Source organism: Streptomyces dysideae (assembly GCF_001514305.1).
Lineage (GTDB): Bacteria > Actinomycetota > Actinomycetes > Streptomycetales > Streptomycetaceae > Streptomyces > Streptomyces dysideae.
Genome location: NZ_KQ949075.1, coordinates 395,102 through 419,016, shown reverse-complemented (window position 1 = coordinate 419,016; position 23,915 = coordinate 395,102). Strand labels below are relative to the sequence as shown.

At 68.9% G+C, this 23,915-nt stretch carries 18 protein-coding genes and 1 tRNA gene; 14 read left to right on the top strand and 5 right to left on the bottom strand.

Annotated elements, in window-relative coordinates; genetic code table 11:
- Window positions 1–60: 60 nt before the first annotated feature.
- Entirely contained in the window at window positions 61–1,824 is a 1,764-nt protein-coding gene (locus AQJ91_RS01845) for a lytic transglycosylase domain-containing protein (protein ID WP_067015207.1), read from the bottom strand.
- 217 nt (window positions 1,825–2,041) lie between these two features.
- Between AQJ91_RS01845 and AQJ91_RS01840 the strand changes: the two genes are divergently transcribed.
- Window positions 2,042–2,908 (top strand): DUF4184 family protein, encoded by an 867-nt coding sequence (locus AQJ91_RS01840; protein WP_067015204.1) that lies wholly within the window; start codon window positions 2,042–2,044, stop codon window positions 2,906–2,908.
- Window positions 2,909–3,878: 970 nt separating this feature from the next.
- Here AQJ91_RS01840 and polA read toward each other — a convergent pair.
- Window positions 3,879–6,605, bottom strand: a complete 2,727-nt coding sequence (gene polA, locus AQJ91_RS01830) for a DNA polymerase I (protein WP_067015198.1) — start codon at window positions 6,603–6,605, stop codon at window positions 3,879–3,881.
- 179 nt (window positions 6,606–6,784) lie between these two features.
- Here polA and AQJ91_RS01825 point away from each other — a divergent pair, with 179 nt between their 5' ends.
- The 10 genes from AQJ91_RS01825 to AQJ91_RS01780 all read left to right on the top strand — a co-directional run bounded on the left by AQJ91_RS01825 (window position 6,785) and on the right by AQJ91_RS01780 (window position 17,780).
- Window positions 6,785–9,076 (top strand): FdhF/YdeP family oxidoreductase, encoded by a 2,292-nt coding sequence (locus tag AQJ91_RS01825; protein WP_067015195.1) that lies wholly within the window; start codon window positions 6,785–6,787, stop codon window positions 9,074–9,076.
- 47 nt (window positions 9,077–9,123) lie between these two features.
- Window positions 9,124–9,612: a hotdog fold thioesterase gene (locus tag AQJ91_RS01820; RefSeq protein ID WP_067015192.1), complete on the top strand. Its 489-nt coding sequence runs from the start codon at window positions 9,124–9,126 to the stop codon at window positions 9,610–9,612.
- 154 nt (window positions 9,613–9,766) lie between these two features.
- Window positions 9,767–10,639 carry a trypsin-like serine protease gene (locus AQJ91_RS01815; RefSeq protein WP_067015189.1) on the top strand — a complete coding sequence of 291 codons (873 nt, stop codon included), beginning with the start codon at window positions 9,767–9,769 and terminating at the stop codon, window positions 10,637–10,639.
- 78 nt (window positions 10,640–10,717) lie between these two features.
- On the top strand, window positions 10,718–11,140 hold the full coding sequence (locus AQJ91_RS01810; protein ID WP_067015187.1) for a hypothetical protein: 423 nt from the start codon (window positions 10,718–10,720) through the stop codon (window positions 11,138–11,140).
- Window positions 11,137–11,763, top strand: a complete 627-nt coding sequence (locus tag AQJ91_RS01805) for a Tat pathway signal sequence domain protein (RefSeq protein ID WP_067016075.1) — start codon at window positions 11,137–11,139, stop codon at window positions 11,761–11,763. Before AQJ91_RS01810 ends, AQJ91_RS01805 begins: the two co-directional genes overlap by 4 nt.
- A gap of 286 nt (window positions 11,764–12,049) precedes the next feature.
- The gene (locus tag AQJ91_RS01800; RefSeq protein ID WP_067015185.1) at window positions 12,050–13,276 is read left to right on the top strand and encodes a branched-chain amino acid ABC transporter substrate-binding protein; all 1,227 of its coding nucleotides are present in this window, start codon (window positions 12,050–12,052) and stop codon (window positions 13,274–13,276) included.
- 109 nt (window positions 13,277–13,385) lie between these two features.
- A complete protein-coding gene (locus AQJ91_RS01795; protein WP_067015178.1) occupies window positions 13,386–14,318 on the top strand; it encodes a branched-chain amino acid ABC transporter permease in 933 nt (310 codons plus the stop codon).
- Between the two features lie 5 nt (window positions 14,319–14,323).
- Window positions 14,324–16,150, top strand: a complete 1,827-nt coding sequence (locus tag AQJ91_RS01790; protein WP_067016072.1) for a branched-chain amino acid ABC transporter permease — start codon at window positions 14,324–14,326, stop codon at window positions 16,148–16,150.
- 5 nt (window positions 16,151–16,155) lie between these two features.
- The gene (locus AQJ91_RS01785; protein ID WP_067015173.1) at window positions 16,156–17,067 is read left to right on the top strand and encodes an ABC transporter ATP-binding protein; all 912 of its coding nucleotides are present in this window, start codon (window positions 16,156–16,158) and stop codon (window positions 17,065–17,067) included.
- Window positions 17,064–17,780: an ABC transporter ATP-binding protein gene (locus AQJ91_RS01780; RefSeq protein ID WP_067015170.1), complete on the top strand. Its 717-nt coding sequence runs from the start codon at window positions 17,064–17,066 to the stop codon at window positions 17,778–17,780. The genes AQJ91_RS01785 and AQJ91_RS01780 overlap by 4 nt, the downstream gene beginning before the upstream one ends.
- A gap of 86 nt (window positions 17,781–17,866) precedes the next feature.
- On the opposite strand, the gene AQJ91_RS01775 is transcribed toward AQJ91_RS01780, so the two are convergent.
- Window positions 17,867–18,523, bottom strand: a complete 657-nt coding sequence (locus tag AQJ91_RS01775; protein WP_067015167.1) for an ANTAR domain-containing response regulator — start codon at window positions 18,521–18,523, stop codon at window positions 17,867–17,869.
- Window positions 18,524–18,620: 97 nt separating this feature from the next.
- Between AQJ91_RS01775 and AQJ91_RS01770 the strand changes: the two genes are divergently transcribed.
- Together AQJ91_RS01770 and AQJ91_RS01765 are read left to right on the top strand one after the other, a co-directional pair.
- Window positions 18,621–18,704: transfer RNA gene (locus AQJ91_RS01770), tRNA-Leu, on the top strand.
- An 87-nt stretch (window positions 18,705–18,791) separates the two neighbouring features.
- Window positions 18,792–19,580: a hypothetical protein gene (locus AQJ91_RS01765; protein WP_067015164.1), complete on the top strand. Its 789-nt coding sequence runs from the start codon at window positions 18,792–18,794 to the stop codon at window positions 19,578–19,580.
- Window positions 19,581–19,613: 33 nt separating this feature from the next.
- Here AQJ91_RS01765 and pyk read toward each other — a convergent pair whose 3' ends face one another.
- A complete protein-coding gene (gene pyk / locus AQJ91_RS01760; RefSeq protein WP_067015162.1) occupies window positions 19,614–21,050 on the bottom strand; it encodes a pyruvate kinase in 1,437 nt (478 codons plus the stop codon).
- 131 nt (window positions 21,051–21,181) lie between these two features.
- A complete protein-coding gene (locus AQJ91_RS01755) occupies window positions 21,182–21,895 on the bottom strand; it encodes an SIMPL domain-containing protein (RefSeq protein ID WP_067015160.1) in 714 nt (237 codons plus the stop codon).
- A 166-nt stretch (window positions 21,896–22,061) separates the two neighbouring features.
- Here AQJ91_RS01755 and AQJ91_RS01750 point away from each other — a divergent pair, with 166 nt between their 5' ends.
- Window positions 22,062–23,867, top strand: coding sequence for a bifunctional metallophosphatase/5'-nucleotidase (locus AQJ91_RS01750; RefSeq protein ID WP_067015158.1), 1,806 nt, complete (start codon window positions 22,062–22,064; stop codon window positions 23,865–23,867).
- The last annotated feature ends 48 nt before the right edge of the window (window positions 23,868–23,915 follow it).

Below are 23,915 nucleotides of genomic sequence, written 5' to 3'. Positions count from 1 at the left end.
GTCGCGCACACAACGGCGGCGCCCCTCGGCCGAGGGGCGCCGCCGTTGTCGTACGGAGGACTACGCGCTGGGGCTCGACGACTCCGACTCGGTCGGGCTCGGCGACTCCGTCTCGGTCGGGCTCGGCGACGACTCGGCCGCGGCGACGGTCAGTTCGACCGTCAGGGTCGCGCCGCCCGCGGTGTTGATGCGGAGCAGGAACGTGCCGGTGGTGTCGTCGGCGTACAGCTTCGGGAGCTTCAGCAGACCGTTCGCGTCCGTCTTCAGGCCGGTGAGGGTGCGGACGGTCTTGCCGTCGGCGTCCTGGAAGTAGGGGCCCTTGTCGTTCTCGGCGGGGTCGTCGGCCGACTTGATGAGCGTGGCGGTGGCGGCGACGCCGTCCGCGGCGGCGCCCTTGTAGGTGGCCTTCACCTCGACCTGGTCGGCGAACTCGCCACCCGGGACGCAGGTCAGCGCGGTGTCACTGGTGCGGGCCAGGGTGTCGGCGGCGCGCTCGGTGACGGTGGCGGTGTAGTCGAGGCCGACGATCATCCGGCCGACGACGGTGGCGCGGACGGTGACGTCGCCGGTCTTCTCACCGGCGCGCAGGGCGGGCGCGACGGCCACGCCGGAGCTGTTGGTGACGACCGTGGCGACGTTCTCGCCGCTGGTGAAGGTGGTGTCCGTCTCGCCGACGACGGTGAAGCGGACCCGGACCTTGGCGACGGCCTTGCCGCCCTCGGTCTCGGCGCGGGTGCTGATCCGCTGGGTGAACGCGTCGCCCGCCATGGCGGTGAGCTTCGCGGTACCGGCGTCCTCCAGGTGGTCCACCGTGTCGGTGGGCGTCGGTGTGGGAGTGGGAGTGGGCGTCGTCGGGGTGGTGGGCGAGCCGGAGCCGGGCGGTGTCGGGCTCGTGGCGCCACCGCCGGGCGTCTGGGGCTCGGGACTGGGGGTCGGCTTGTCCGCGGCGGGCGGCGTGGGGGACGGCTTGGGGCTCGCCCCGGTGGTGTTGTCGCTGCGGTTGTCGGGCAGGGTGCCGGTGCCGTCCGGGATCTCGTGGGTGCCCCTGCGGTAGTACTCCAGCCACGACAGGACGGTGTTGAGGTAGTCCTGGGAGTTGTTGTAGCTGAGGATCGCGCGGTTGAGATCGGCCGTGGTGGACAGGTCCCAGCCGAAGCGGCACAGGTAGTGGCCGGCGGCGAGCGCGGCGTCGTAGATGTTGTTGGGGTCCTTCTTGCCGTCACCGTTGCCGTCACGGCCGGCCCACGCCCAGGTGGACGGGATGAACTGCATGGGCCCGACGGCACGGTCGTAGGCGCTGTCCCCGTCGAAGGCGCCGTCGTCGGTGTCGCTGATGTTCGCGAAGCCGACGCCGTTGAGCTGCGGGCCGAGGATCGGCGAGATCGTGGTGCCGTTCGCGTCGACGCGGCCGCCGCGGGCCTGGCCGGACTCGACCTTGCCGATGGCGGCGAGCAGTTCCCAGGGCAGGTTGCAGCCGGGCTTGGCGTCCTGCAGCGCGGTGGCGGCCTTCTTGTAGGCGTCGAGGACGGTGGCGGGTATGCCGGATTCGGTCGCGCCCAGGGCGGTGGACGGGCCGGTGGTCGGCGAGGGGCTCGGGCTGGGGCTGTTGAGCGGCGGCAGGTCCGTGTAGTACGGCGAGTTGCCGGTCGCGCTGTCGTCGGCGACTGCGTCGGGGGTCGGCTGGGCGCCGGCGGGGGTCTGTCTGCCCTGGTCGTCGACCGACACCCCCGGAGCCTGGGACGCGGACAGCGCCGCGACCGCGGCGGCGGCCACGGCTGTCGTCGCGGCCCCCTTGCGCAGCCTCCTGCCGAATTGCGCCGCCATAGAGTGAACCCCTCCCATGGACGCGCCCCGGGGCGCCCGTCTCTGTCTGCTGTGCTCGCCCTGTTGTGACGATCGGCCCGCCGCCAGGGTTGCCCCCGAGGTGACCCAGGCGACCCTACGACAACTTCCTTTGCAGGGGCACCCGTTCGTGCCCGATTTCTACCACTTGGCGGTCAGCGATACTGAGCGGCACCAGCATCCGCCGCGAGGAGACCCGTTGCCGTTCACCCTGAGTCATGCGGCGGCGGTACTGCCCGCCGTACGCACCGACGGAACCGGCCGGGCCCGCCTGGTGCCCGCCGTACTGGTGGCAGGTTCCTTCGCTCCTGACATGACCTACTACGCGGCGAGTGTCCTTTCCGGGGCGATGGAGTTCGGCGACGTGACGCACTCCTTCCCGGGCGTGTTCACGGTGGATGTCGTGATCGCCTGGGCGCTGGTGGGCGTATGGCTGCTCATCCGCGAGCCGTTGGTGGCGCTCCTGCCGGGCGCGCGGCAGGGACGGGTGGCCGCACTGCTGCGCTGCGGAACGCCACGCGCGCGCATACGGCCGACGTCGGTGCTCTGGTGGTACGTCTCGGCCGCCCTCGGCGCCCTCACGCACGTCGTCTGGGACGCGTTCACGCACCTCGACCGGTGGGGGATGCGGGTCTTCCCCGTCCTGGGCCGGGAGGTGGCGGGCTCCCCTCTGTACTGGTACCTGCAGTACGGCGGTTCGGCGGTGGCCGCGGTCGTGATCGCCGCGTTCGTGGCCGTGGCGCTACGGCGGGCGCCCGCAGCCCCGCCGGTGGGGGTGCCGGCGCTGTCGGTACGGGACCGGTGGTGGGCCGGCGCGGTGATCGGCGGGTGCGCGACGGTGGCGGCGGTGCAGCGGTTGACGCGCTGGTGGGACTACTGGGGGTCCACGGCGAAGCCCTGGGAGGTCATCCCGACGCTGTGCTTCGGCGCGGGCGCGGGACTGGTCCTGGGGGTGCTGGTGTACGCCGTGGGCGTCAGGGTGTGGCGTCCGGTCCCGGTCCCTGACAGTTCGGGTTCGGATGCGGACGCGGCCGGGACACGGCCGAGCCGTCCGGCCGCTCGCTGAGGGCGCCGGCGACGAACACGGTGACGGGCCCTGCGGGGCGTGACCGTGGGAGCCGGTTGAGGGCGAGCGCCAGACAGCCACGGGCGAGGTCGGCCCACAGGCGCCGGCGGAGCGGTGCGGGGCCGGGGCGCCGACGCCGGAGGGACGTCATCAGGTCGGTGGGGATGCGGGCGGTGCTTGCGCCGGCCGCGAAGACCGGAACCGACGGGGACGGCAGGGTGGGGACGGCACCGACGTGCGCGTCCGCGAGGGCCGGGGCCGTCCGGCGGTGAAGCGTGCGTATACCCATGCCCGCATCTTTACGGGCGCCCGGGACGGGGGGCGCCTTCGCGGGGGCCACGCGGGTGACGGGTCCTCCGGGGGTGGGGTGGGGGTTGTGCGGGTGGGTGGGGTGGCCGGCAGGGGGTGCGGTGGGGTGGGCACCGCCGGTGGGGCGCCGTGGGATTGCGCGCCGTTGCGGCGGCATGGGGAGGCGGCGGGCGGACGGCTGTGACGGCCGGTGCGTCCCAACAGGCAGCGGGAGGACTCGGCACCGCCGGACCACGCAACGGTGGTTGCTCACCATCGCGGCGAAATTTGCCCGGCCCCCAAGAACCGCCGTCACGGCGAGCAGCCGCTGCCGCGTGACCCGGCCGAGCCGAACCAGCCGGACCCCTGCGACACCCACCCCGACGGCACCCGCCGAGACCCCGCGGGCCGCGCACCGGCGGCTACTGCGCAGGCCTCGACCGGCGACAACCGAGGCGGGCGCACCCTGGGCGGCAGCCGTGGAGGGACAGCCGTCGGCGGGAGCCACGGGCGGCAGCCAAGCGGGGCGTACCCCGCTTGACTGCCGGTCACGGATCTGCGGCCCGACCGCCGGAGGCTGGTGCCCCGGCAGGCAGCGTTTGCCCGTCAAGGAGCGGCGTCCGGTGCGTGCTCTCGGCGCGCCGGACACCGCGGGCACCGCACAGGACTTTCGAAACACCCCCTAGTGCGCTGCCGACTCCCAGTCCGGGCCCACGCCCACCGAGACGTCCAGCGGAGCGCGGAGGTGGACGGCGTTCGCCATTTCGCGGCGGACCAGTTCCTCCGCGGCCGCCCGCTCGCCGGGGGCGATTTCCAGGACGATTTCGTCGTGGACCTGGAGGAGCATGCGGGACTCCAGCTGCGCCTCGCTCAGGGCCCGGCCCACGTTGAGCATGGCGATCTTGACGATGTCGGCGGCCGTGCCCTGGATGGGGGCGTTCAGCGCCATCCGCTCGGCTGCCTCACGGCGCTGGCGGTTGTCGCTGTTGAGGTCGGGGAGGTAGCGGCGGCGCCCGAAGAGCGTCGCCGTGTAGCCCGTCGCCCGCGCCTCGTCCACGGCCCGGCGCAGATAGTCGCGTACGCCGCCGAACCGCTCGAAGTACGTGTCCATCAGGGCACGCGCCTCGCCCGCGTCGATGTTCAGCTGCTGGGAGAGGCCGAAGGCGGACAGGCCGTACGCCAGGCCGTACGACATCGCCTTGATCTTGCGTCGCATCTCCGCGTCCACGGCCGAGCGGTCGACTGCGAACACCTGGGAGGCGACTGTGGTGTGCAGGTCCTCACCGGAGGTGAACGCCTCGATCAGGCCCTCGTCCTCGGACAGGTGGGCCATCACGCGCAGTTCGATCTGGCTGTAGTCCGCGGTCATCAGCGACTCGAAGCCCTCGCCGACCACGAAGCCCCGGCGGATCGCGCGGCCCTCGTCCGTGCGGACGGGGATGTTCTGCAGGTTCGGGTCCGTCGAGGAGAGCCGTCCGGTCGCCGCCACCGTCTGGTTGAAGGTGGTGTGGATACGGCCGTCCGTCGCGATGGTCTTGATCAGGCCCTCGACCGTCACGCGCAGCTTCGCCTGTTCGCGGTGGCGGAGCATGATGACCGGCAGTTCGTTGTCGGTCTGGCCGGCCAGCCAGGCCAGTGCGTCGGCGTCCGTCGTGTAGCCGGTCTTCGTCTTCTTCGTCTTGGGCAGGCCCAGTTCGCCGAAGAGGACTTCCTGGAGCTGCTTGGGCGAGCCCAGGTTGAACTCGTGCCCGGCGGCCGCGTGCGCCTCCTTCACGGCCTGCTGCACGGCGCCCGCGAACATCTGCTCCATGGCCTCCAGGTGGGCCCGGTCGGCCGCGATGCCGTGCCGCTCCATCCGGGCCAGCAGCGCGGAGGTGGGCAGTTCCATGTCCCCGAGGAGATCCGCCGCGCCGACCTCCTGGAGACGGCCCCCGAAGGCCTCGCCCAGGTTGAGGACGGCGCGGGCCTGGATCATCAGCGCCTCGGCCTCGGCACCGTCGTCCGCGCCGAAGGCCAGCTGGCCGTCGGCCGCCGCGGCGGGGGCCAGCTCACGGTGCAGATACTCCAGGGACAGGGCGTCCAGGTCGAAGGAACGCCGGCCGGGCTTCACCAGGTAGGCGGCGAGGGCCGTGTCCATGGTCACCCCGGCGACGGTCCAGCCGTGCTCGGCGAAGACCCGCATCGCGCCCTTGGCGTTGTGGAAGACCTTCGGCCTGTCCGCGTCGGCCAGCCAGGCCGCGAACGCCCTCTCGTCGGCCTCGTCCAGCTGCGACGGGTCGAACCAGGCGGCCGCGCCCCCGCCCGCGGCGAGCGCGACCTCGGCCACCGAGCCGGTGCCCAGCGCCCAGGTGTCGACCGTGGCGACGCCGAGGACCTCGCCGCCGTGCTCGGTGAGCCACGGCGCCAGCTCACCCGTGCCGAGCACGGTGCCGTCGATCTCGACGCCGTCCGTGACGATCGGGGTCTCCTCGGCCTCCTCGGCGCCCGGGTCGACGGCCAGCAGCCGCTCCCGCAGTGAGGGGTTGCGGATCTCCAGGGTGTCCAGGACCACCGCGACGGCCTTGCGGTCGTACGGCGCGCGCTCCAGGTCGGTGACGGTCTTCGGCAGGTCGACGGTGCGCACCATCTCGGTCAGCCGGCGGTTGAGCTTGACGGCCTCCAGGTGGTCGCGCAGGTTCTGCCCGGCCTTGCCCTTGACCTCCTCGACCCGCTCGACGAGGTCCGCGAACGACCCGAACTGGTTGATCCACTTCGCGGCCGTCTTCTCCCCGACCCCGGGGATGCCCGGCAGGTTGTCGGACGGGTCGCCGCGCAGCGCCGCGAAGTCGGGGTACTGGGCGGGCGTCAATCCGTACTTCTCGACGACCTTCTCCGGAGTGAACCGGGTCAGCTCCGAGACGCCCTTCGTCGGATACAGCACCGTCGTGTGCTCGCTGACCAGCTGGAAGGAGTCCCGGTCGCCGGTGACGATCAGCACCTCGAAGCCCTCTGCCTCGGCCTGCGTGGCCAGCGTGGCGATCACGTCGTCGGCCTCGAAGCCGTCGACCGCGAACCGCGACACGTGCATCGCGTCGAGGAGCTCGCCGATCAGCTCGACCTGGCCCTTGAACTCGTCCGGCGTCTTGGAGCGGTTCGCCTTGTACTCCGTGAACTCCTCGGAGCGCCAGGTCTTGCGGGACACGTCGAAGGCCACCGCGAAGTGCGTGGGCGCCTCGTCCCGCAAGGTGTTGGCCAGCATCGACGCGAAGCCGTAGATCGCGTTCGTCGGCTGGCCGGTCGCGGTTGTGAAGTTCTCCGCGGGCAGCGCGAAGAACGCGCGGTAGGCCAGTGAGTGCCCGTCCATGAGCATCAGGCGGGGCCGGTCGCCGCCGGAGGTGTTGTCGGTCTTCTTCGATGCTGTCTCTGCCACGCCCCCGATCCTGCCACGCGCCACTGACAGTCGGCCCCCATCGGGGGTTCCGGCCGCCCGCGACCACGGCTGCCGCCCCGCAACCATGGCTGCCGCCCCATGACCGTCGTGTCAGTGCCGCGTGCGAGGATCGGAGATGTACCTCACACGCACATGTGTACGCGACAGGAGAGTGCGCGATGGCAACGAAGCCGCCCCAGGGTGATCCGGTTCAGGACGCACCGCAGGTCGACGAGCCGAAGCACGCGGCGGCGGGCTTGCCGGCCATCGGGCACACCCTGCGCATGGCGCAGCAGCAGATGGGCGTGAAGCGCACGGCGCTGACGCTCCTGCGCGTCAACCAGAAGGACGGCTTCGACTGCCCGGGCTGCGCCTGGCCGGAGCCGGACCACCGGCACAAGGCGGAGTTCTGCGAGAACGGCGCGAAGGCGGTCGCCGAGGAGGCCACGCTGCGCCGGGTCACCCCGGAGTTCTTCGCCGCGCACTCCGTCGCGGACCTCGCCACCCGCAGCGGCTACTGGCTGGGCCAGCAGGGCCGCCTCACGCACCCCATGTATCTCCCCGAAGGGGGAGACCGCTACGAGCCGGTGACCTGGGAGCGGGCCTTCGACATCATCGCCGAGGAGATCACCGCCCTCGCCTCCCCCGACGAGGCCCTCTTCTACACCTCGGGCCGCACCAGCAACGAAGCGGCCTTCCTCTACCAGCTCTTCGCCCGCGAGCTCGGCACCAACAACCTGCCGGACTGCTCGAACATGTGCCACGAGTCGTCCGGCTCGGCCCTGTCCGAGACCATCGGCATCGGCAAGGGCAGCGTCCTGCTCGAGGACCTCTACAAGGCCGACCTGATCGTCGTCGCCGGACAGAACCCCGGCACCAACCACCCGCGCATGCTGTCGGCCCTGGAGAAGGCCAAGGCGAACGGCGCGAAGATCATCAGCGTCAACCCACTGCCCGAGGCGGGCCTGGAGCGCTTCAAGAACCCGCAGACCCCGCAGGGCATGCTCAGGGGCGCCGCCCTCACCGACCTGTTCCTGCAGATCCGCATCGGCGGCGACCAGGCCCTCTTCCGCCTCCTCAACAAGCTGATCCTCGACACGGAGGGCGCCGTCGACGAGGAGTTCGTCCGCGAGCACACCCACGGCTACGAGGAGTTCGTGGCCGCCGCAGACGCCGCCGACTGGGACGAGACCCTGACGGCGACCGGCCTCACGCGCGCGGAGATCGAGGAAGCCCTCGCCATGGTCCTCGCCTCGCAGCGCACGATCGTGTGCTGGGCGATGGGCCTGACCCAGCACAAGCACTCCGTGCCGACCATCCGCGAGGTGGTCAACTTCCTCCTCCTGCGTGGCAACATCGGCCGCCCCGGCGCGGGCGTGTGCCCCGTCCGTGGCCACTCCAACGTCCAGGGCGACCGCACGATGGGCATCTTCGAACGCCCCGCTCCCGCCTTCCTGGACGCCTTGGAGAAGGAGTTCGGCTTCGCACCCCCGCGCGAGCACGGCTACGACGTCGTGCGGGCCATCCGCGCCCTGCGTGACGGCGAGGCGAAGGTCTTCTTCGCGATGGGCGGCAACTTCGTCTCGGCATCCCCCGACACGGACGTCACGGAAGCGGCCATGCGCCGGGCCCGCCTCACGGTCCACGTCTCGACGAAACTCAACCGCTCGCACGCCGTGACAGGCGCCCGCGCCCTCATCCTCCCCACCCTCGGCCGCACCGAGCGCGACCTCCAGAGCAGCGGCGAACAGTTCGTCACGGTCGAGGACTCCATGGGCATGGTGCACGCCTCCAGGGGCCGCCTGGATCCGGCGAGCAGCCATCTCCTGTCCGAACCGGCCATCGTCTGCCGCCTGGCCCGCCGCGTACTCGGCGAGAACACGGTCGTGCCGTGGGAGGAGTTCGAGAAGGACTACGCCACGATCCGCGACCGCATCTCGCGGGTGATCCCCGGCTTCGAGGACTTCAACGCGCGAGTGACTGGTTCTGCTGGTCGCCCTGGCGGCTTCGCCCTCCCCCACGCCCCCCGAGACGAGCGCCGCTTCCCGACGGCCACCGGAAAGGCCAACTTCACGGCGGCACCGGTCGAGTACCCGGCACTCCCCGCGGGCCGCCTGCTCCTGCAGACCCTGCGCTCGCACGACCAGTACAACACCACGATCTACGGCCTGGACGACCGCTACCGGGGCATCAGGAACGGCCGCCGCGTCGTCCTCGTGAACCCCGAGGACGCGCAGGCCCTGAGCATGGCGGACGGCTCGTACGTGGACCTGGTCAGCGAGTGGAAGGACGGCATCGAGCGCCGGGCTCCCGGCTTCCGCGTCGTCCACTACCCCACGGCCCGTGGCTGCGCGGCCGCGTACTACCCGGAGACCAACGTCCTCGTCCCCCTCGATGCCACCGCTGACACCAGTAACACCCCGGCCAGCAAGTCCGTGGTCGTACGTCTGGAACAATCGTCCACCGACTGAGCGTTTGCTCAGCGAGCGACTGATCACGACGAACGGAGCCGGGCCCCATGGGCGAGCAGCAGCACGTGAAGTTCCCGCAAGAGGTCATCGACGAGTACGCCTCGCTCGGCGTCGACCTCCCCGCTCTGTTCTCCGCCGGACACCTCGGGACGCGGATGGGCGTGCAGATCGTGGAGGCCTCGGCGGACCGGGTCGTGGGCACGATGCCGGTCGAGGGCAATACCCAGCCCTACGGCCTGCTGCACGGCGGCGCGTCTGCGGTGCTGGCCGAGACGCTGGGCTCCGTCGGTTCGATGCTCCACGGAGGCAGCACCAAGATCGCGGTCGGCGTCGACCTGAACTGCACGCACCACCGGGGAGTGCGGTCCGGACTGGTGACCGGGGTGGCCACGCCGGTGCACCTGGGCCGGTCCACGGCGACGTACGAGATCGTGATCAGCGACGAGGAGAACCGCCGCGTGTGCACCGCCCGGCTCACCTGCCTGCTGCGCGACGTGCGCCCGGGCGACGGCGAACATGTCCGCGCCGCGAGCTGATCAACGCCAGGACACTCGTAGGAAGCACATAGGGAAAACCCTGGAGCGGCGGCCACGCCCTTGTCGCGGCCGCCCCCACAGCGCTTCACTGGCGCTGCCCCACCCCCACAGGAGAACCCCGTCCCACTGTGTCCCACCTGTAGAAGGGTTTCTCTTGACCGCCCTACGCGCTTCCGCCGTCACCGCCGCGGCCTGCGCCGCCGTGCTCGCCACCGCGCTGCCGTCCTCGGCCATCAACTCCTACAACGCGACGCCCGCCCCCGAGCGCACCGAGGTCGGCGCACTCGTCGCCACCTGGGACAACGACGGCGATCCCACGACCCCCGACCGGGTCGACTGGGTCTGCTCCGGCACCATGATCGACGCGGACACCTTCCTGACCGCCGCGCACTGCACCACCGACTGGCCGGACAACGTGCGGTTCTACGTGTCCCTCGACCAGGACGTACAGGCCGGCCTCGACGCCGCCGCGCAGAAGTACCCCGGCGACCCCGCCGCCCAGGCGAGGGCCGTGGCCGTCCAGGGCACCGCCCACAGCCACCCCGGCTTCCCGGGACCCGCCTCCGACACCCACGACATCTCGGTCGTCGAACTCCCCGCACGCCAGGTCGAGGCCCGCTGGACCTTCACCCCGGCCGCCCTGCCCACCGCCGACCAGCTGGGCGCGCTCGGACCGCAGGGGCTGAACTCCACCGACTGGTTCGTCGCCGGATACGGCACCCAGGAGGCCCAGCGCGGCCCCGGTGGCCACACCCACCCCGGCGGCGGCGTCCGTATGAAGGCACCCGTCACCTACGACGCCCTCAACAACTCCTGGGTCCGCCTGGCGATGACCGCACCACAGGGCAACGGCGGCGCCTGCTACGGCGACTCCGGCGGCCCCAACTTCGCGGTGATCGGAGGCAGGAACGTCCTCGCGGCCACCACCATCACCGGCGACAGCGCGTGCTACGCGACCAACGTGACGTACCGCCTGGACACCCCGGCCGCCCGCGCCTTCCTCACCCCGTTCGTCGCCCTGCCCTGACCGCACGGTGCCAGCGGGCCCGGGACTCGACCGTCCTACGACGTTGATCCCGGGCACCCGGCGGCCTAGCGTCAAGGCATGACAACGGGAGGAGCCCTCCGGCGGGGGGCAACGCTCGGCTTCGGGCTCGGGCTGGCGCTCCTGACCGGCGGCCTGACCACCGGGTGCGGTGGATCCGGCACGAAGGACGCGGCGACGGGCACGGGGGCGGCCGGCTCCGCCTCGCCGTCCTCCGGGGCCACGCCGCCCGAGGACCTGTGCGCGCGCATCGTCGCGTACTGGTCCCGGGAGGTGCTGGACGACAACACCTACGGCGACTACCAGTCGATGGGCCTGTCCAACGGGCAGTACGAGATCCTCAGGGACGTCGTGGACGCCGCCCGCGCCGAGCGGCGACGCAACGGTGACAAAGCGGCGGAGCAGCTGATCGACCGCGAGGCGCGTGCGGGCTGTGAGGACTGGTACCGCACCGGCGGCCCGACCGACGGGCCGTGGCAGTGAGCGGCGTCGGCCCTGTCGAGCCCGGTGAGGGCACGCGCGCGTGGGACGCCCCCGAGCCCGGCGCCCCCCTGCTCGCCGCTCCTCGGCGCGGACGCCTGGCGCGGCTGTACGCCCGCCGGCGCCGCAGCGTCCTCGTCACGGCGATCGCCGCCGTCCTCCTCGCGGGCGGCGGCTACCTCTACGCGACGCGGCCGCAGGAACCGCCGCCGGCCGCCGCGGTGTACCCCTCCCTGGTGGTCGACGTCGGCTACCTCGGCGAGGAGCCCTTACCCGCCGGCGCTTCGCGTGGGGCCTTCAGCTTCGCGGTGAAGGTCACGACGCATTCCGGCCCTCCGGTCACCGTGCTGCGCGTCACCCAGCCCTACTCCGGCATTTCTCTTTCATCAGCCCCGCGTCTGCCCGTCCGGACCGCTGCCGGCTCCTCCCACAAGATCGTCATCACCATGCATGTGACGGAATGTGCGAATGTGCCGCAGAACGCCGGGCTGCCTTTCCTGGACGTAACTCTGCGTAATACGCGCGCAATGCAGGTTCACAGTTTCATCCTGGGTGAGCGCTATGCGCACGACCTCTCAGAGGCCCTCCGAACCTACTGCGGCAGCGAGGCCGCGTCAGGAGTGTAAGTCGGAAACACTCCTGAAATCATTACGGCGCGTCCTGCAGGTTCTCACTATGTGGACCGGACGAATCGGCCGGAATTCTGCTCATTCACCCGCTGAGTACCGCTCTGCATTACCTCGTGTCATAACAAGAGCGTCACAGCCTTGACCAGACCCTCCTCCACGTTCCCTACACACGCTTAGAGTCACGCCCAGTCACCGCGCCACCGGAATCAAACCATCTTCGGCCCAGCGCTCGACTCGGCCCGTTCCACGAGGAAGGGCCGTGCCAGGGAAAGGACTGCTGATCGTGCGTCAACGTTCGCTCATCGCCATCACCGCCGCGCTGGCGGCGGGAGCACTCACCCTCACCGCCTGCGGCTCGCGCGACGATGACAGCGGCTCGGACTCCGGCGGTGGCACCACCGTCGTCATCGGCGTCGACGCCCCGCTGACCGGCGACCTGTCCGCGCTGGGCCTCGGTATCAAGAACTCCGCGGACCTCGCAGTCAAGACGGCCAACAAAGACAAGGTCGTCGACGGCATAACCTTCAAGATCGAGGCCCTTGACGACCAGGCACAGCCCTCCGCGGGTCAGCAGAACGCCACGTCGTTCGTCGCCAACAAGGACGTCCTCGGCGTCGTCGGCCCGCTGAACTCCTCGGTCGCCGAGTCCATGCAGAAGGTCTTCGACGACGCCAAGCTCGTCGAGGTCTCCCCCGCCAACACCGGCCCCGCCCTGTCCCAGGGCGCGGACTGGCAGACCAACAAGGTCCGCACGTACAAGTCCTACTTCCGCACCGCGACCACGGACGCCATCCAGGGCCCGTTCGCAGCGCAGTACGTCTTCAACGACGCCAAGAAGAAGAACGTCTTCGTCATCGACGACAAGAAGACGTACGGCGCCGGTCTGGCCGGCACCTTCACCGACGAGTTCAAGAAGCTCGGCGGCAAGGTCGTCGGCACCGAGCACATCGACCCCGACACCAAGGACTTCTCCGCGGTCGCCACCAAGGTGAAGAACTCCGGCGCGGACGCCGTCTACTACGGCGGCGAGTACCCGCAGGCCGGCCCGCTGGCCAAGCAGATCAAGGACGCAGGCGCCAAGATCACCTTCGCCGGTGGCGACGCCATCTACAGCCCCGAGTACATCAAGCTGGCGGGTTCCGGCAGCAAGGGCGACATCTCCACCTCCGTCGGCGCTCCCATCGAGGAGCTCGCCTCCGCCAAGGAGTTCATCGCCAACTACGAGGCCGAGGGCTACAAGGAGGCCTACGAGGCCTACGGCGGCTACGCCTACGACTCGGTCTGGGCGATCATCGAGGCCGTCAAGAAGGTCGTCGAGGACAACGACGGCGAACTTCCCAGCGACGCCCGCGCCAAGGTCACAGAGGCCGTGCAGAACGTGTCCTTCGACGGTGTGACCGGCAAGGTCTCCTTCGACGAATACGGCGACACCACCAACAAGCAGCTCACCGTCTACTCCGTCGAGAACGGTGTCTGGACCCCAGTGAAGTCCGGCACCTACACGGGCTGACCCACACCCGCACCACTCATGAGCCGCGCGGGGCGCTGCACCACTGGCGCCCCGCGCGGACTCGTCCGGTCACATCCCTCGACTATCCGAACGTCTCGGAGGACATGCGGTGAACGAACTGCCGCAGCAGCTGGTCAACGGCCTGCTACTGGGATCCATGTACGGGCTGGTCGCCATCGGCTACACGATGGTCTATGGCATCGTCCAGCTCATCAACTTCGCCCACGGCGAGATCTTCATGACCGGAGGCTTCGGCGCTCTCACGGTCTATCTGTACGTGCTGCCCAACGGCACATCCATGTGGGTCGCACTGCCACTGATGCTCCTCGGCGCGATCATCGTCGCCACCACGGTCGCCGTGGGCGCGGAACGGTTCGCCTACCGCCCGCTGCGAGGCGCACCACGCCTCGCTCCCCTCATCACCGCCATTGGTCTCTCCCTCGCCCTCCAGCAAGCGGTATGGGCCTGGTACCCGGACGCCAAGGAATCCATCAACTTCCCGCAGATCGACGGCGGACCCTTCGAAGTCGGCAACGTCACCGTCCAGACCGGTGACATCTTCCTGCTGATCGCCGCCCCCATCAGCATGGCGGTCCTCGCGTACTTCGTCCTCAAGACCCGCACCGGACGCGGTATGCAGGCCACCGCCCAGGACCCCGACACCGCAAAACTCATGGGCGTCAACACCGACCGCATCATCGTGATCGCCTTCGCTCTCGGCGCCGCGTTCGCCGCCATCGGAGCCGTCGCCTACGGCCTGAAGTACGGCCAGGTCCAATTCCGCATGGGCTTCATCCTCGGCCTCAAGGCCTTCACCGCCGCCGTCCTCGGCGGCATCGGCAACATCTACGGCGCCATGCTCGGCGGCCTCGTCCTCGGCGTCGCCGAGGCACTGTCCACGGCCTACATCTCCGACATCCCCGGCATGGAGCAGTTCGGAAGCCAGTCCTGGGCCAACGTCTGGGCGTTCGTACTCCTCATCCTCGTACTCCTCTTCAGGCCCCAGGGCCTGCTGGGCGAGCGCGTGGCGGACAGGGCGTGACACCGATGACCACACAGACCAGCGCTCCCCAGACCCCCAGCACCCCCTCCGCCGGCACCCCCACCGGCCTGATCGGCATCCCGCCGCGCATCGGCCGCGCCCTCGCCACCGGCGGCGGCATCCTCACCGTCATCTCCACCTTCCTCGCCTGGACCTGGACTGCCGCATTCCCCGGCGACCTCACCGTCTACGGCTACCCCGGCGGACTCCAGGTCCTCGTCCTCATCGGCGGCGCCCTGACCACGCTGTTCGGCCTCGCCTCCTACGGCGTCAAGGGCCTGCGCTGGCTCGTACCCGCCGGCGCCGACAGCGCCATCAAGCTGGCCGCGCTCGCCGCCTTCGCCACCGCCTGGTACACGATCATCGCCATCAGCACCAAGCTCGGCGGCGTCGTCAACCTCGAACCCGGCGGCTGGATCGTGGCCATCGCCACCCTCGCCACCCTCCTCGGCGCGCTCTCCCTGCCCTTCAACCGGCCGGAACCCGACCCGATCGACCCCGAGGACACCGGCTGGGAACAGTTCCGCCACAACGCACGGCACACCGTCTCCGTCGTCAAGGCCGCCCTCGCCACAGGCACCACCACCCCTGCCCGAAAGCTGCCCGCGTACGCCGAGATCCTGATCATCGTCGCCGCGCTCGCCATCGGCCTCACCGTCTTCACCTACGGCATCGGCACCGAATACGACGAACTCTTCGTCGGCTTCCTCATCACCGCCGGTTTCGGCTTCGCGGCCATCGCCAAGACCGGACTCGTGGGCCGCATCTCGGCGATCACCGCCAAGCACCGCAACGTGACCATGATCGGCGCATTCGTCGCGGCCGCCGCCTTCCCCTTCACCCAGTCCGACGACCGGTACGCGACCATCGGCGTCTACATCCTCATTTTCGCCACCGTCGCCCTCGGCCTGAACATCGTCGTGGGCCTCGCCGGCCTCCTCGACCTCGGATACGTCGCCTTCCTCGGTGTCGGCGCGTACACCGCGGCCATGGTCTCCGGCTCCCCCTCCTCACCGTTCGACATCCAACTGCCGTTCTGGGCCTCCGCCCTCCTCGGCGGAGCGGTCGCCATGGTCTTCGGCGTCATCATCGGCGCCCCCACCCTGCGACTGCGCGGCGACTACCTCGCCATCGTCACCCTCGGCTTCGGTGAGATCTTCCGCATCGCCGTCCTCAACCTGGACGGCACCTCCGGCCCCGACATCACCAACGGCTCCAACGGCATCTCGTCGATCCCGAACCTCAACATCCTCGGCTTCGACTTCGGCCAGGAACACAGCATCGCCGGATTCACCATCGCCCGGTTCGCCAACTACTTCCTGCTGATGCTCGTCATCACTCTGGTCGTGGTGGTCGTCTTCCGACGCAGCAGCGACTCCCGCATCGGCCGCGCCTGGATCGCCATCCGCGAGGACGAGACAGCCGCCCTCGCCATGGGCATCAACGGCTTCCGCGTCAAGCTCATCGCCTTCGCCCTCGGCGCCACGCTGGCCGGCCTCGCCGGTACCGTCCAGGCCCACGTCACCTACACCGTGACCCCCGAGCAGTACCAGTTCGCCCACGTCGTCCCGCCCAACTCGGCCTTCCTGCTCGCAGCAGTCGTCCTCGGCGGCATGGGCACCATCAGCGGCCCCCTCGTCGGCGCCGCACTGCTCTACCTGATCCCGGCCAAGCTCCAGTTCCTCGGCAACTACCAGCTCTTCGCCTTCGGCCTCGCGCTCGTCCTGCTGATGCGCTTCCGCCCGGAAGGCCTCATCCCGAACCGGCGCCGCCAGCTCGAATTCCACGAAGACGCGGAAGCGCCCACAGTCCTCAGCAAGGCAGGGGTCTGACCACGATGACAACCGACACCACCATCAAGGACGACGCCCCCGGCTCCGCCGCCCCCGGCGAGACCGTCCTCGACGCACGCGGCGTCACCATGCGCTTCGGCGGCCTCACGGCCGTCCGCAACGTCAACCTCACCGTCAACAGCGGCGAGATCGTCGGGTTGATCGGCCCCAACGGCGCCGGCAAGACCACCTTCTTCAACTGCCTCACGGGCCTCTACATCCCCACCGAGGGCGAAGTCCGCTACAAGGGCAACGTCCTGCCGCCCAAGTCCTTCAAGGTCACCGCGGCCGGCATCGCCCGCACCTTCCAGAACATCCGCCTGTTCGCCAACATGACGGTCCTGGAGAACGTGCTCGTCGGCCGCCACACCCGCACCAAGGAGGGCCTCTGGTCCGCGCTCCTGCGCGGCCCGGGCTTCCACAAGGCCGAAGCCGCCTCCCGCGAACGCGCCATGGAGCTCCTGGAGTTCGTCGGCCTGGCAAGCAAGGCCGAACACCTCGCCCGCAACCTCCCCTACGGCGAACAGCGCAAGCTCGAGATCGCGCGAGCCCTGGCCAGCGAGCCGGGCCTGCTCCTCCTCGACGAGCCGACGGCCGGTATGAACCCCCAGGAGACCCGGGCCACCGAAGAGCTCGTCTTCGCCATCCGCGACAAGGGCATCGCCGTCCTCGTCATCGAGCACGACATGCGGTTCATCTTCAACCTCTGCGACCGCGTCGCCGTCCTCGTGCAAGGCGAAAAGCTCGTCGAAGGCGACAGCGCCACCGTCCAGGGCGACGAACGCGTCATCGCCGCCTACCTCGGCGAACCCTTCGAGGACTCCCCCGGCGACGAGGAAATCGCCGAAGTCGAGGCCGCCGAGGCGAAGGCCGACACCACGACGGACGCCGCGCCCGGCAAGGAGAACGACCGATGACCGCACTGCTCGAAGTCGAAGACCTCCGGGTCGCCTACGGCAAGATCGAAGCCGTCAAGGGCATCTCGTTCAAGGTCGAGGCGGGCGAGGTCGTCACGCTCATCGGCACCAACGGCGCCGGCAAGACCACCACCCTGCGCACCCTCTCCGGTCTGCTGAAGCCGGTCGGCGGCCAGATCAAGTTCAACGGCAGGTCGCTCAAGAAGATCCCCGCCCACAACATCGTCTCGCTGGGACTCGCCCACTCCCCCGAGGGGCGGCACATCTTCCCCCGCATGACCATCGAGGACAACCTCCGCCTCGGAGCCTTCCTCCGCAACGACAGGCCGGGCATCGAGAAGGACATCCAGCGGGCGTACGACCTCTTCCCGATCCTCGGGGAGCGGCGCAAACAGGCCGCGGGAACGCTGTCGGGCGGTGAGCAGCAGATGCTCGCCATGGGCCGCGCGCTCATGTCCCAGCCGAAGCTGCTCATGCTCGACGAGCCGTCGATGGGTCTGTCCCCGATCATGATGCAGAAGATCATGTCCACGATCGCCGAGCTCAAGTCCCTGGGCACCACCATCCTGCTCGTCGAGCAGAACGCCCAGGCGGCGCTCTCCCTCGCCGACCACGGTCACGTCATGGAGGTCGGCAACATCGTCCTCTCCGGCAGCGGACAGGACCTGCTCCACGACGAGTCGGTACGCAAGGCGTACCTCGGCGAGGACTGACCGCTCACGCACTCGCTTCGTGCATACGACGAGGCCCGCGCCCCTGTAGTTCAGGGCGCGGGCCTCGTCGTATGTGCGACTCCGGATCAGCCCTTGGACGCCTTCTTCTCCTCGGCGTCCTGAATGACCGCCTCGGCGACCTGCTGCATGGACATACGACGGTCCATGGAGGTCTTCTGAATCCACCGGAACGCAGCCGGCTCAGTCAGCCCGTACTCCGTCTGGAGGATGGACTTCGCCCGGTCGACCAGCTTCCGCGTCTCCAGCCGCAACGTGAGGTCCGCGACCTCCCGCTCCAGCTCCTTCAACTCCGTGAACCGCGAGACGGCCATCTCGATCGCCGGAACGACATCACTCTTGCTGAACGGCTTCACGAGATACGCCATCGCGCCGGCGTCCCGGGCCCGCTCGACGAGGTCACGCTGCGAGAACGCCGTCAGCATCAGCACTGGAGCGATCCGCTCCTCGGCGATCTTCTCGGCCGCCGAGATGCCGTCCAGCTTGGGCATCTTCACATCGAGGATGACGAGGTCCGGCTTGTGCTCACGGGCAAGCTCGACGGCCTGCTCACCATCACCGGCCTCACCGACGACGGTGTACCCCTCTTCTTCGAGCATCTCTTTGAGGTCGAGCCGGATCAGCGCCTCGTCCTCGGCAATGACGACACGGGTCGTCAGCGGAGGCACGTGCGACTTTTCGTCGTCGGGCGCGTCTACGGGCTGGGGCGACTCGGGGGCGGTCACGGGGGCTCCTTGTTGCGGGCCGGGCAGGTGCTGCTGCCTATGCAGCCTACCTAGAGGCGGGGAGCTGCGGTGACCCGGTACACTCACGGCAGTGCCAGCCGGGTTGGCGGAACAGGCTTACGCGGATGTCTCAAACACATCTGTCCGAAAGGACATACGGGTTCGAATCCCGTACCCGGCACTTCTAGCCAGGAAGCGGATGCTCACGTTCTCGTGAACATCCGCTTTTTACTGCACGCCGTCACGATCAGTGACACAGAGTGTCCACATGAACTTTCACGGCACTGAGGTTCGACAAAAGGCGCTCACGCTGCTGCGCAACGGCGTGAAGAACGCGGATGTCGCTCAAAAACTCAGCGTCCCGCTGGGGACCGTCAGCTACTGGAAGCACCTCGACCGAGCGAAACGCGGCGAGTGTCCAGGCAAGCACGATCCCAAGTGTCCCCGGTGCGACGGACGGGACCTCGACGAACCCGCGTACAGCTACCTACTGGGCCTCTACCTCGGCGATGGCCACATCAGCCACTACTCCGAGCACCGAGTGCCCAATCTCGTGATCGCCTGCGGCGATTCATGGCCCGGCCTCATGGACGACTGCGAACAGGCGATGCGCGCAGTCCTCCCCGACAACTCCGTCTGCCGCGTCCGCAAGATCGGCTGCCACAACGTAAAGGTCTACTCGAAGCACCTGCACTGCCTGTTCCCTCAGCACGGCCCCGGTAAGAAACACGAACGCACTATCGCTCTTGAGGCCTGGCAGCAAGCCATCGCCGACGCACACCCTTGGGAGTTCATCCGCGGCCTCATCCATTCGGACGGCTGCCGGATCACCAACTGGACCGAGAAGACCGTCGCCGGACAGCGCAAGCGCTACGAATACCCCCGGTACTTCTTCTCCAACAAGTCGGACGACATCCGGAAGCTCTTCACCGACACCCTCGACAAGGTCGGCGTCAAGTGGACCACTCTCGCTCGCGGCAGCGACCCGTTCAACATCTCCATCGCCCGCAAGGCCTCCGTAGCCCTGATGGACATCCACGTAGGCCCCAAGTACTAACCCCACACAACAAAGGGGCCCCTGCCAACTCGCCTACTTGGGACTGTCATCCTCACCGATGCGGTGCACCCGGACGAGGTTCGTCGACCCGGAGACCCCGGGCGGGGAGCCGGCCGTGATGACGACCGTGTCGCCCTTCTGGCAGCGGCCGTACTTCAGCAGCAGCTCGTCCACCTGGTCGACCATCGCATCCGTCGAGTCGACATGCGGGCCCAGAAACGTCTCCACCCCCCACGTCAGACTGAGTTGGGAGCGAGTCGCCGGCTCCGGCGTGAAGGCCAGGAGTGGGATCGGTGAGCGGTAGCGGGACAGGCGGCGGACCGTGTCGCCGGACTTGGTGAAGGCGACCAGGAACTTGGCGCCCAGGAAGTCGCCCATCTCAGCCGCGGCCCTCGCGACCGCACCGCCCTGTGTACGGGGCTTGTTGCGTTCCGTCAGGGGTGGGAGGCCCTTGGCCAGGATGTCCTCCTCCGCCGCTTCGACGATCTTCGCCATGGTCCGGACCGTCTCGATGGGGTACTTGCCCACGCTCGTCTCGCCGGACAGCATCACCGCGTCCGTGCCGTCGATCACCGCGTTCGCCACGTCCGATGCCTCCGCGCGCGTCGGACGCGAGTTGTCGATCATCGAGTCCAGCATCTGGGTCGCGACGATGACCGGCTTGGCGTTCCGCTTCGCCAGCTTGATCGCTCGCTTCTGGACGATCGGGACCTGTTCCAGGGGCATTTCGACGCCCAGGTCGCCTCGCGCGACCATGATGCCGTCGAAGGCGGCAACGATGTCGTCGATCGCCTCGACCGCCTGCGGCTTCTCGACCTTGGCGATGACGGGGAGGCGGCGGCCTTCCTCGTCCATGATGCGGTGGACGTCGTCGATGTCCCGGCCACTACGGACGAAGGACAGGGCGATGACGTCGAAGCCCGTGCGCAGCGCCCAGCGGAGGTCCGCCTCGTCCTTGTCCGACAGGGCGGGGACCGACACCGCCACGCCGGGGAGGTTCAATCCCTTGTTGTCGGAGACCATGCCGCCCTCGACGACCGTGGTGTGGACGCGGGGGCCGTCGACGGCGGTGACTTCCAGGCAGACCTTGCCGTCGTCCACGAGGATGCGTTCGCCTGCGGTGACGTCGCCGGCGAGTCCGGAGTAGGTCGTTCCGCAGGTCTGGCGGTCGCCTTCGGTGCCTTCTTCGACGGTGATGGTGAAGGTGTCTCCGCGTTCAAGGAGTACGGGTCCTTCGGTGAAGCGGCCGAGTCGGATCTTCGGGCCTTGAAGGTCGGCGAGGATGCCGACGCTGCGGCCGGTCTCGTCGGAGGCCTTTCGTACGCGCTGGTAGCGCTCCTCGTGGTCGGCGTAGCTGCCGTGGCTGAGGTTGAAGCGGGCGACGTCCATTCCGGCTTCGACGAGTGCCTTGATCTGGTCGTACGAGTCGGTGGCGGGGCCCAGGGTGCAGACGATTTTCGCTCGGCGCATGTTTCGAGCCTATGGCTTACCGGCGGGTAGAGAATTGGTCGTGCGTGACTACTCAACAACCTTTGGGTGAAGGGCTATTGACAAGTGTTGAATTGTGCGGCGGGGCGCTCCGATGAGCATGGCACTGACCATCACAGCTGTGGTGGTGCCATGGTGAATCGGGCGTTGACCTGGGCGTAGACGTGTTGGCGTTGGGGTTCCAGGTCGAGGGGGGCGGCGGCTGCGTCTTCGGTGGCGTAGGCCATGGAGCGCATGCGGCTGCCGGCCACCTGTGGGTAGTCGGGGGTGTTCTCGGCGCCGATGTCGGCGAGTTCGACGAGGGCGGCGAGTGAGGTGCCGAGTGCTTCGGCGTACTCTCGCGCGCGTTGTACGGCTTCTCGTACTGCTTGTTGGCGGGCTTCTCGGTGGGCGGGTGAGTCGGGGCGCAGGGCCCACCAGGGGCCGTCGACTCGGGTGAGGTCCAAGTCGGCCAGTCGTGTGGTGAGTTCGCCCAGGGCTGTGAAGTCGGTGAGTTCGGCGGTGATGTGGACGCGGCCGTGGTAGGCGTGGATGCGTTCGCCGCGGCCCTTTTCCTTCAGCTCCGGCGTGATGGAGAAGGCGCCGGTTTCGAGTCGTTCGACTGCTTCTCCGTAGGTTTTGATGAGGTCGAGGGCGGTGGTGTTGCGGCGGGTGAGGTCATCGAGGGCGGCTCGGCGGTCTTTGCCGCGGGCGGTGACGGTGATGCCGATGCGGGCGATTTCGGGGTCGACTTCGAGGTGGGCTTCGCCGCGGACGGCGATGCGGGGGGCGTCGGGGGTGCCGTAGGGGGCGGCGGGTTGGGGGTGGTCGCTCGTCGGGGTCGTCATACGTACCACTCTGTCATCCCTTGATTGGTTTTGGTCCCGGGAGGTCACAGGTTCGGTCATCAGATCGAAACCTGGGGGGGCTATTGCCGCTCGGCATGCACGGGTCAGAATCTACGCGCGTTGTTCAGGAATGCGACGTTGATCGTTCCCGTAGGAGAGGCCAGACATGCCGTTGAACCGCCGGAAGTTTCTGAAGAAGTCCGCCGTGACCGGGGCGGGGGTGGCACTGGCCGGCGGGGCCGCGGCTCCGGCGGCGCAGGCTGCGGAGATGAGCAAGGGGTCCCGGCCGGTGAAGCGGTACTCGCTGACCGTGATGGGGACGACCGATCTGCACGGTCACATCTTCAACTGGGACTACTTCAAGGACGCGGAGTACACGGACGCGAAGGGCAACGCGCAGGGTCTGGCGCGGATCTCGACGCTGGTGGACCAGGTGCGTGCGGAGAAGGGTGCCCCCAACACGCTGCTGCTGGACGCGGGTGACACGATCCAGGGCACGCCGCTGACGTACTACTACGCGAAGGTGGACCCGATCACCGCGGCGGGTGGTCCGGTGCACCCGATGGCGCAGGCGATGAACGCGATCGGGTATGACGCGGTGGCGTTGGGCAACCATGAGTTCAACTACGGCATCGAGACGCTGCGGAAGTTCGAGGAGCAGTGCGACTTCCCGTTGCTGGGTGCGAACGCGCTGGACGCGAAGACGCTCAAGCCGGCTTTCCCGCCGTACTTCATGAAGACGTTCCGGGTGAAGGGCGCGCCGCCGGTGAAGGTGGCGGTGCTGGGGCTGACGAACCCCGGTATCGCGATCTGGGACAAGGCGTACGTCGAGGGCAAGATGGTCTTCCCCGGTCTGGAGGAGCAGGCGGCGAAGTGGGTGCCGAAGCTGCGGTCGATGGGCGCGGACGTGGTGGTGGTGTCGGCGCACTCCGGTTCCTCCGGCACTTCCTCGTACGGTGACCAGCTGCCGTACGTCGAGAACTCGGCGGCGTTGGTGGCGCAGCAGGTGCCGGGGATCGACGCGATCCTCGTCGGGCACGCGCACACGGAGATCGCGGAGCTGCTGGTCACGAACGAGAAGACCGGTAGGACGGTCGTGTTGTCGGAGCCGCTGTGCTACGCGGAGCGGCTGTCCCTGTTCGACTTCGAGCTGGTCTTCGAGAGGGGCTGCTGGAAGGTCGAGTCGGTGAAGGCGACGGTGCGGGACTCGAAGACGGTCGCCGACGATCCGCGGATCACCAAGCTGCTGAAGGACGAGCACGACATCGTCGTGGCGTATGTCAACCAGGTCGTCGGTACCGCGACGGAGACGCTGACGACGGTCGAGGCGCGGTACAAGGACGTTCCGATCATCGACCTGATCACGCGGGTACAGGAGGACGTGGTCAAGGCGGCGCTGGCGGGTACGGAGTACGCGTCGCTGCCGGTGATCGCGCAGGCGTCGCCGTTCTCGCGTACGTCGGAGATTCCGGCGGGCGATGTGACGATCCGGGATCTGTCGAGTCTGTATGTGTTCGACAACACGCTGGTGGCGAAGCTGATGACGGGTGCGCAGGTGAAGGCGTATCTGGAGTACTCGGCGGAGTACTTCGTGCAGACGGCCGCGGATGCGGTGGTGGACCCGGAGAAGCTGACGAACGCGAACGGGCGTCCGGACTACAACTACGACTATGTGTCGGGTCTTTCGTACGAGATCGACATCGCGCAGGCGGTGGGTTCGCGGATCAAGAACGTGACCTATGGCGGTGTGGCGCTGGATGATGCCCAGCAGTTCGTGTTCGCGGTGAACAACTACCGGGCGAACGGTGGTGGCGCGTTCCCGCATGTGGCGTCGGCGCAGGAGCTGTGGGCGGAGTCGACGGAGATCCGGACGCGGATCGCGGAGTGGGTGACGGAGAAGAAGGTGCTGGACCCGAAGGAGTTCGCGGCGGTGGAGTGGAAGCTGACGCGGAACGGTACGCCGGTGTTCTAGGCGTGGGTTGCGTGAGGTGAGTGGGTGGCGCTGCGGCGTCGGTGCGGG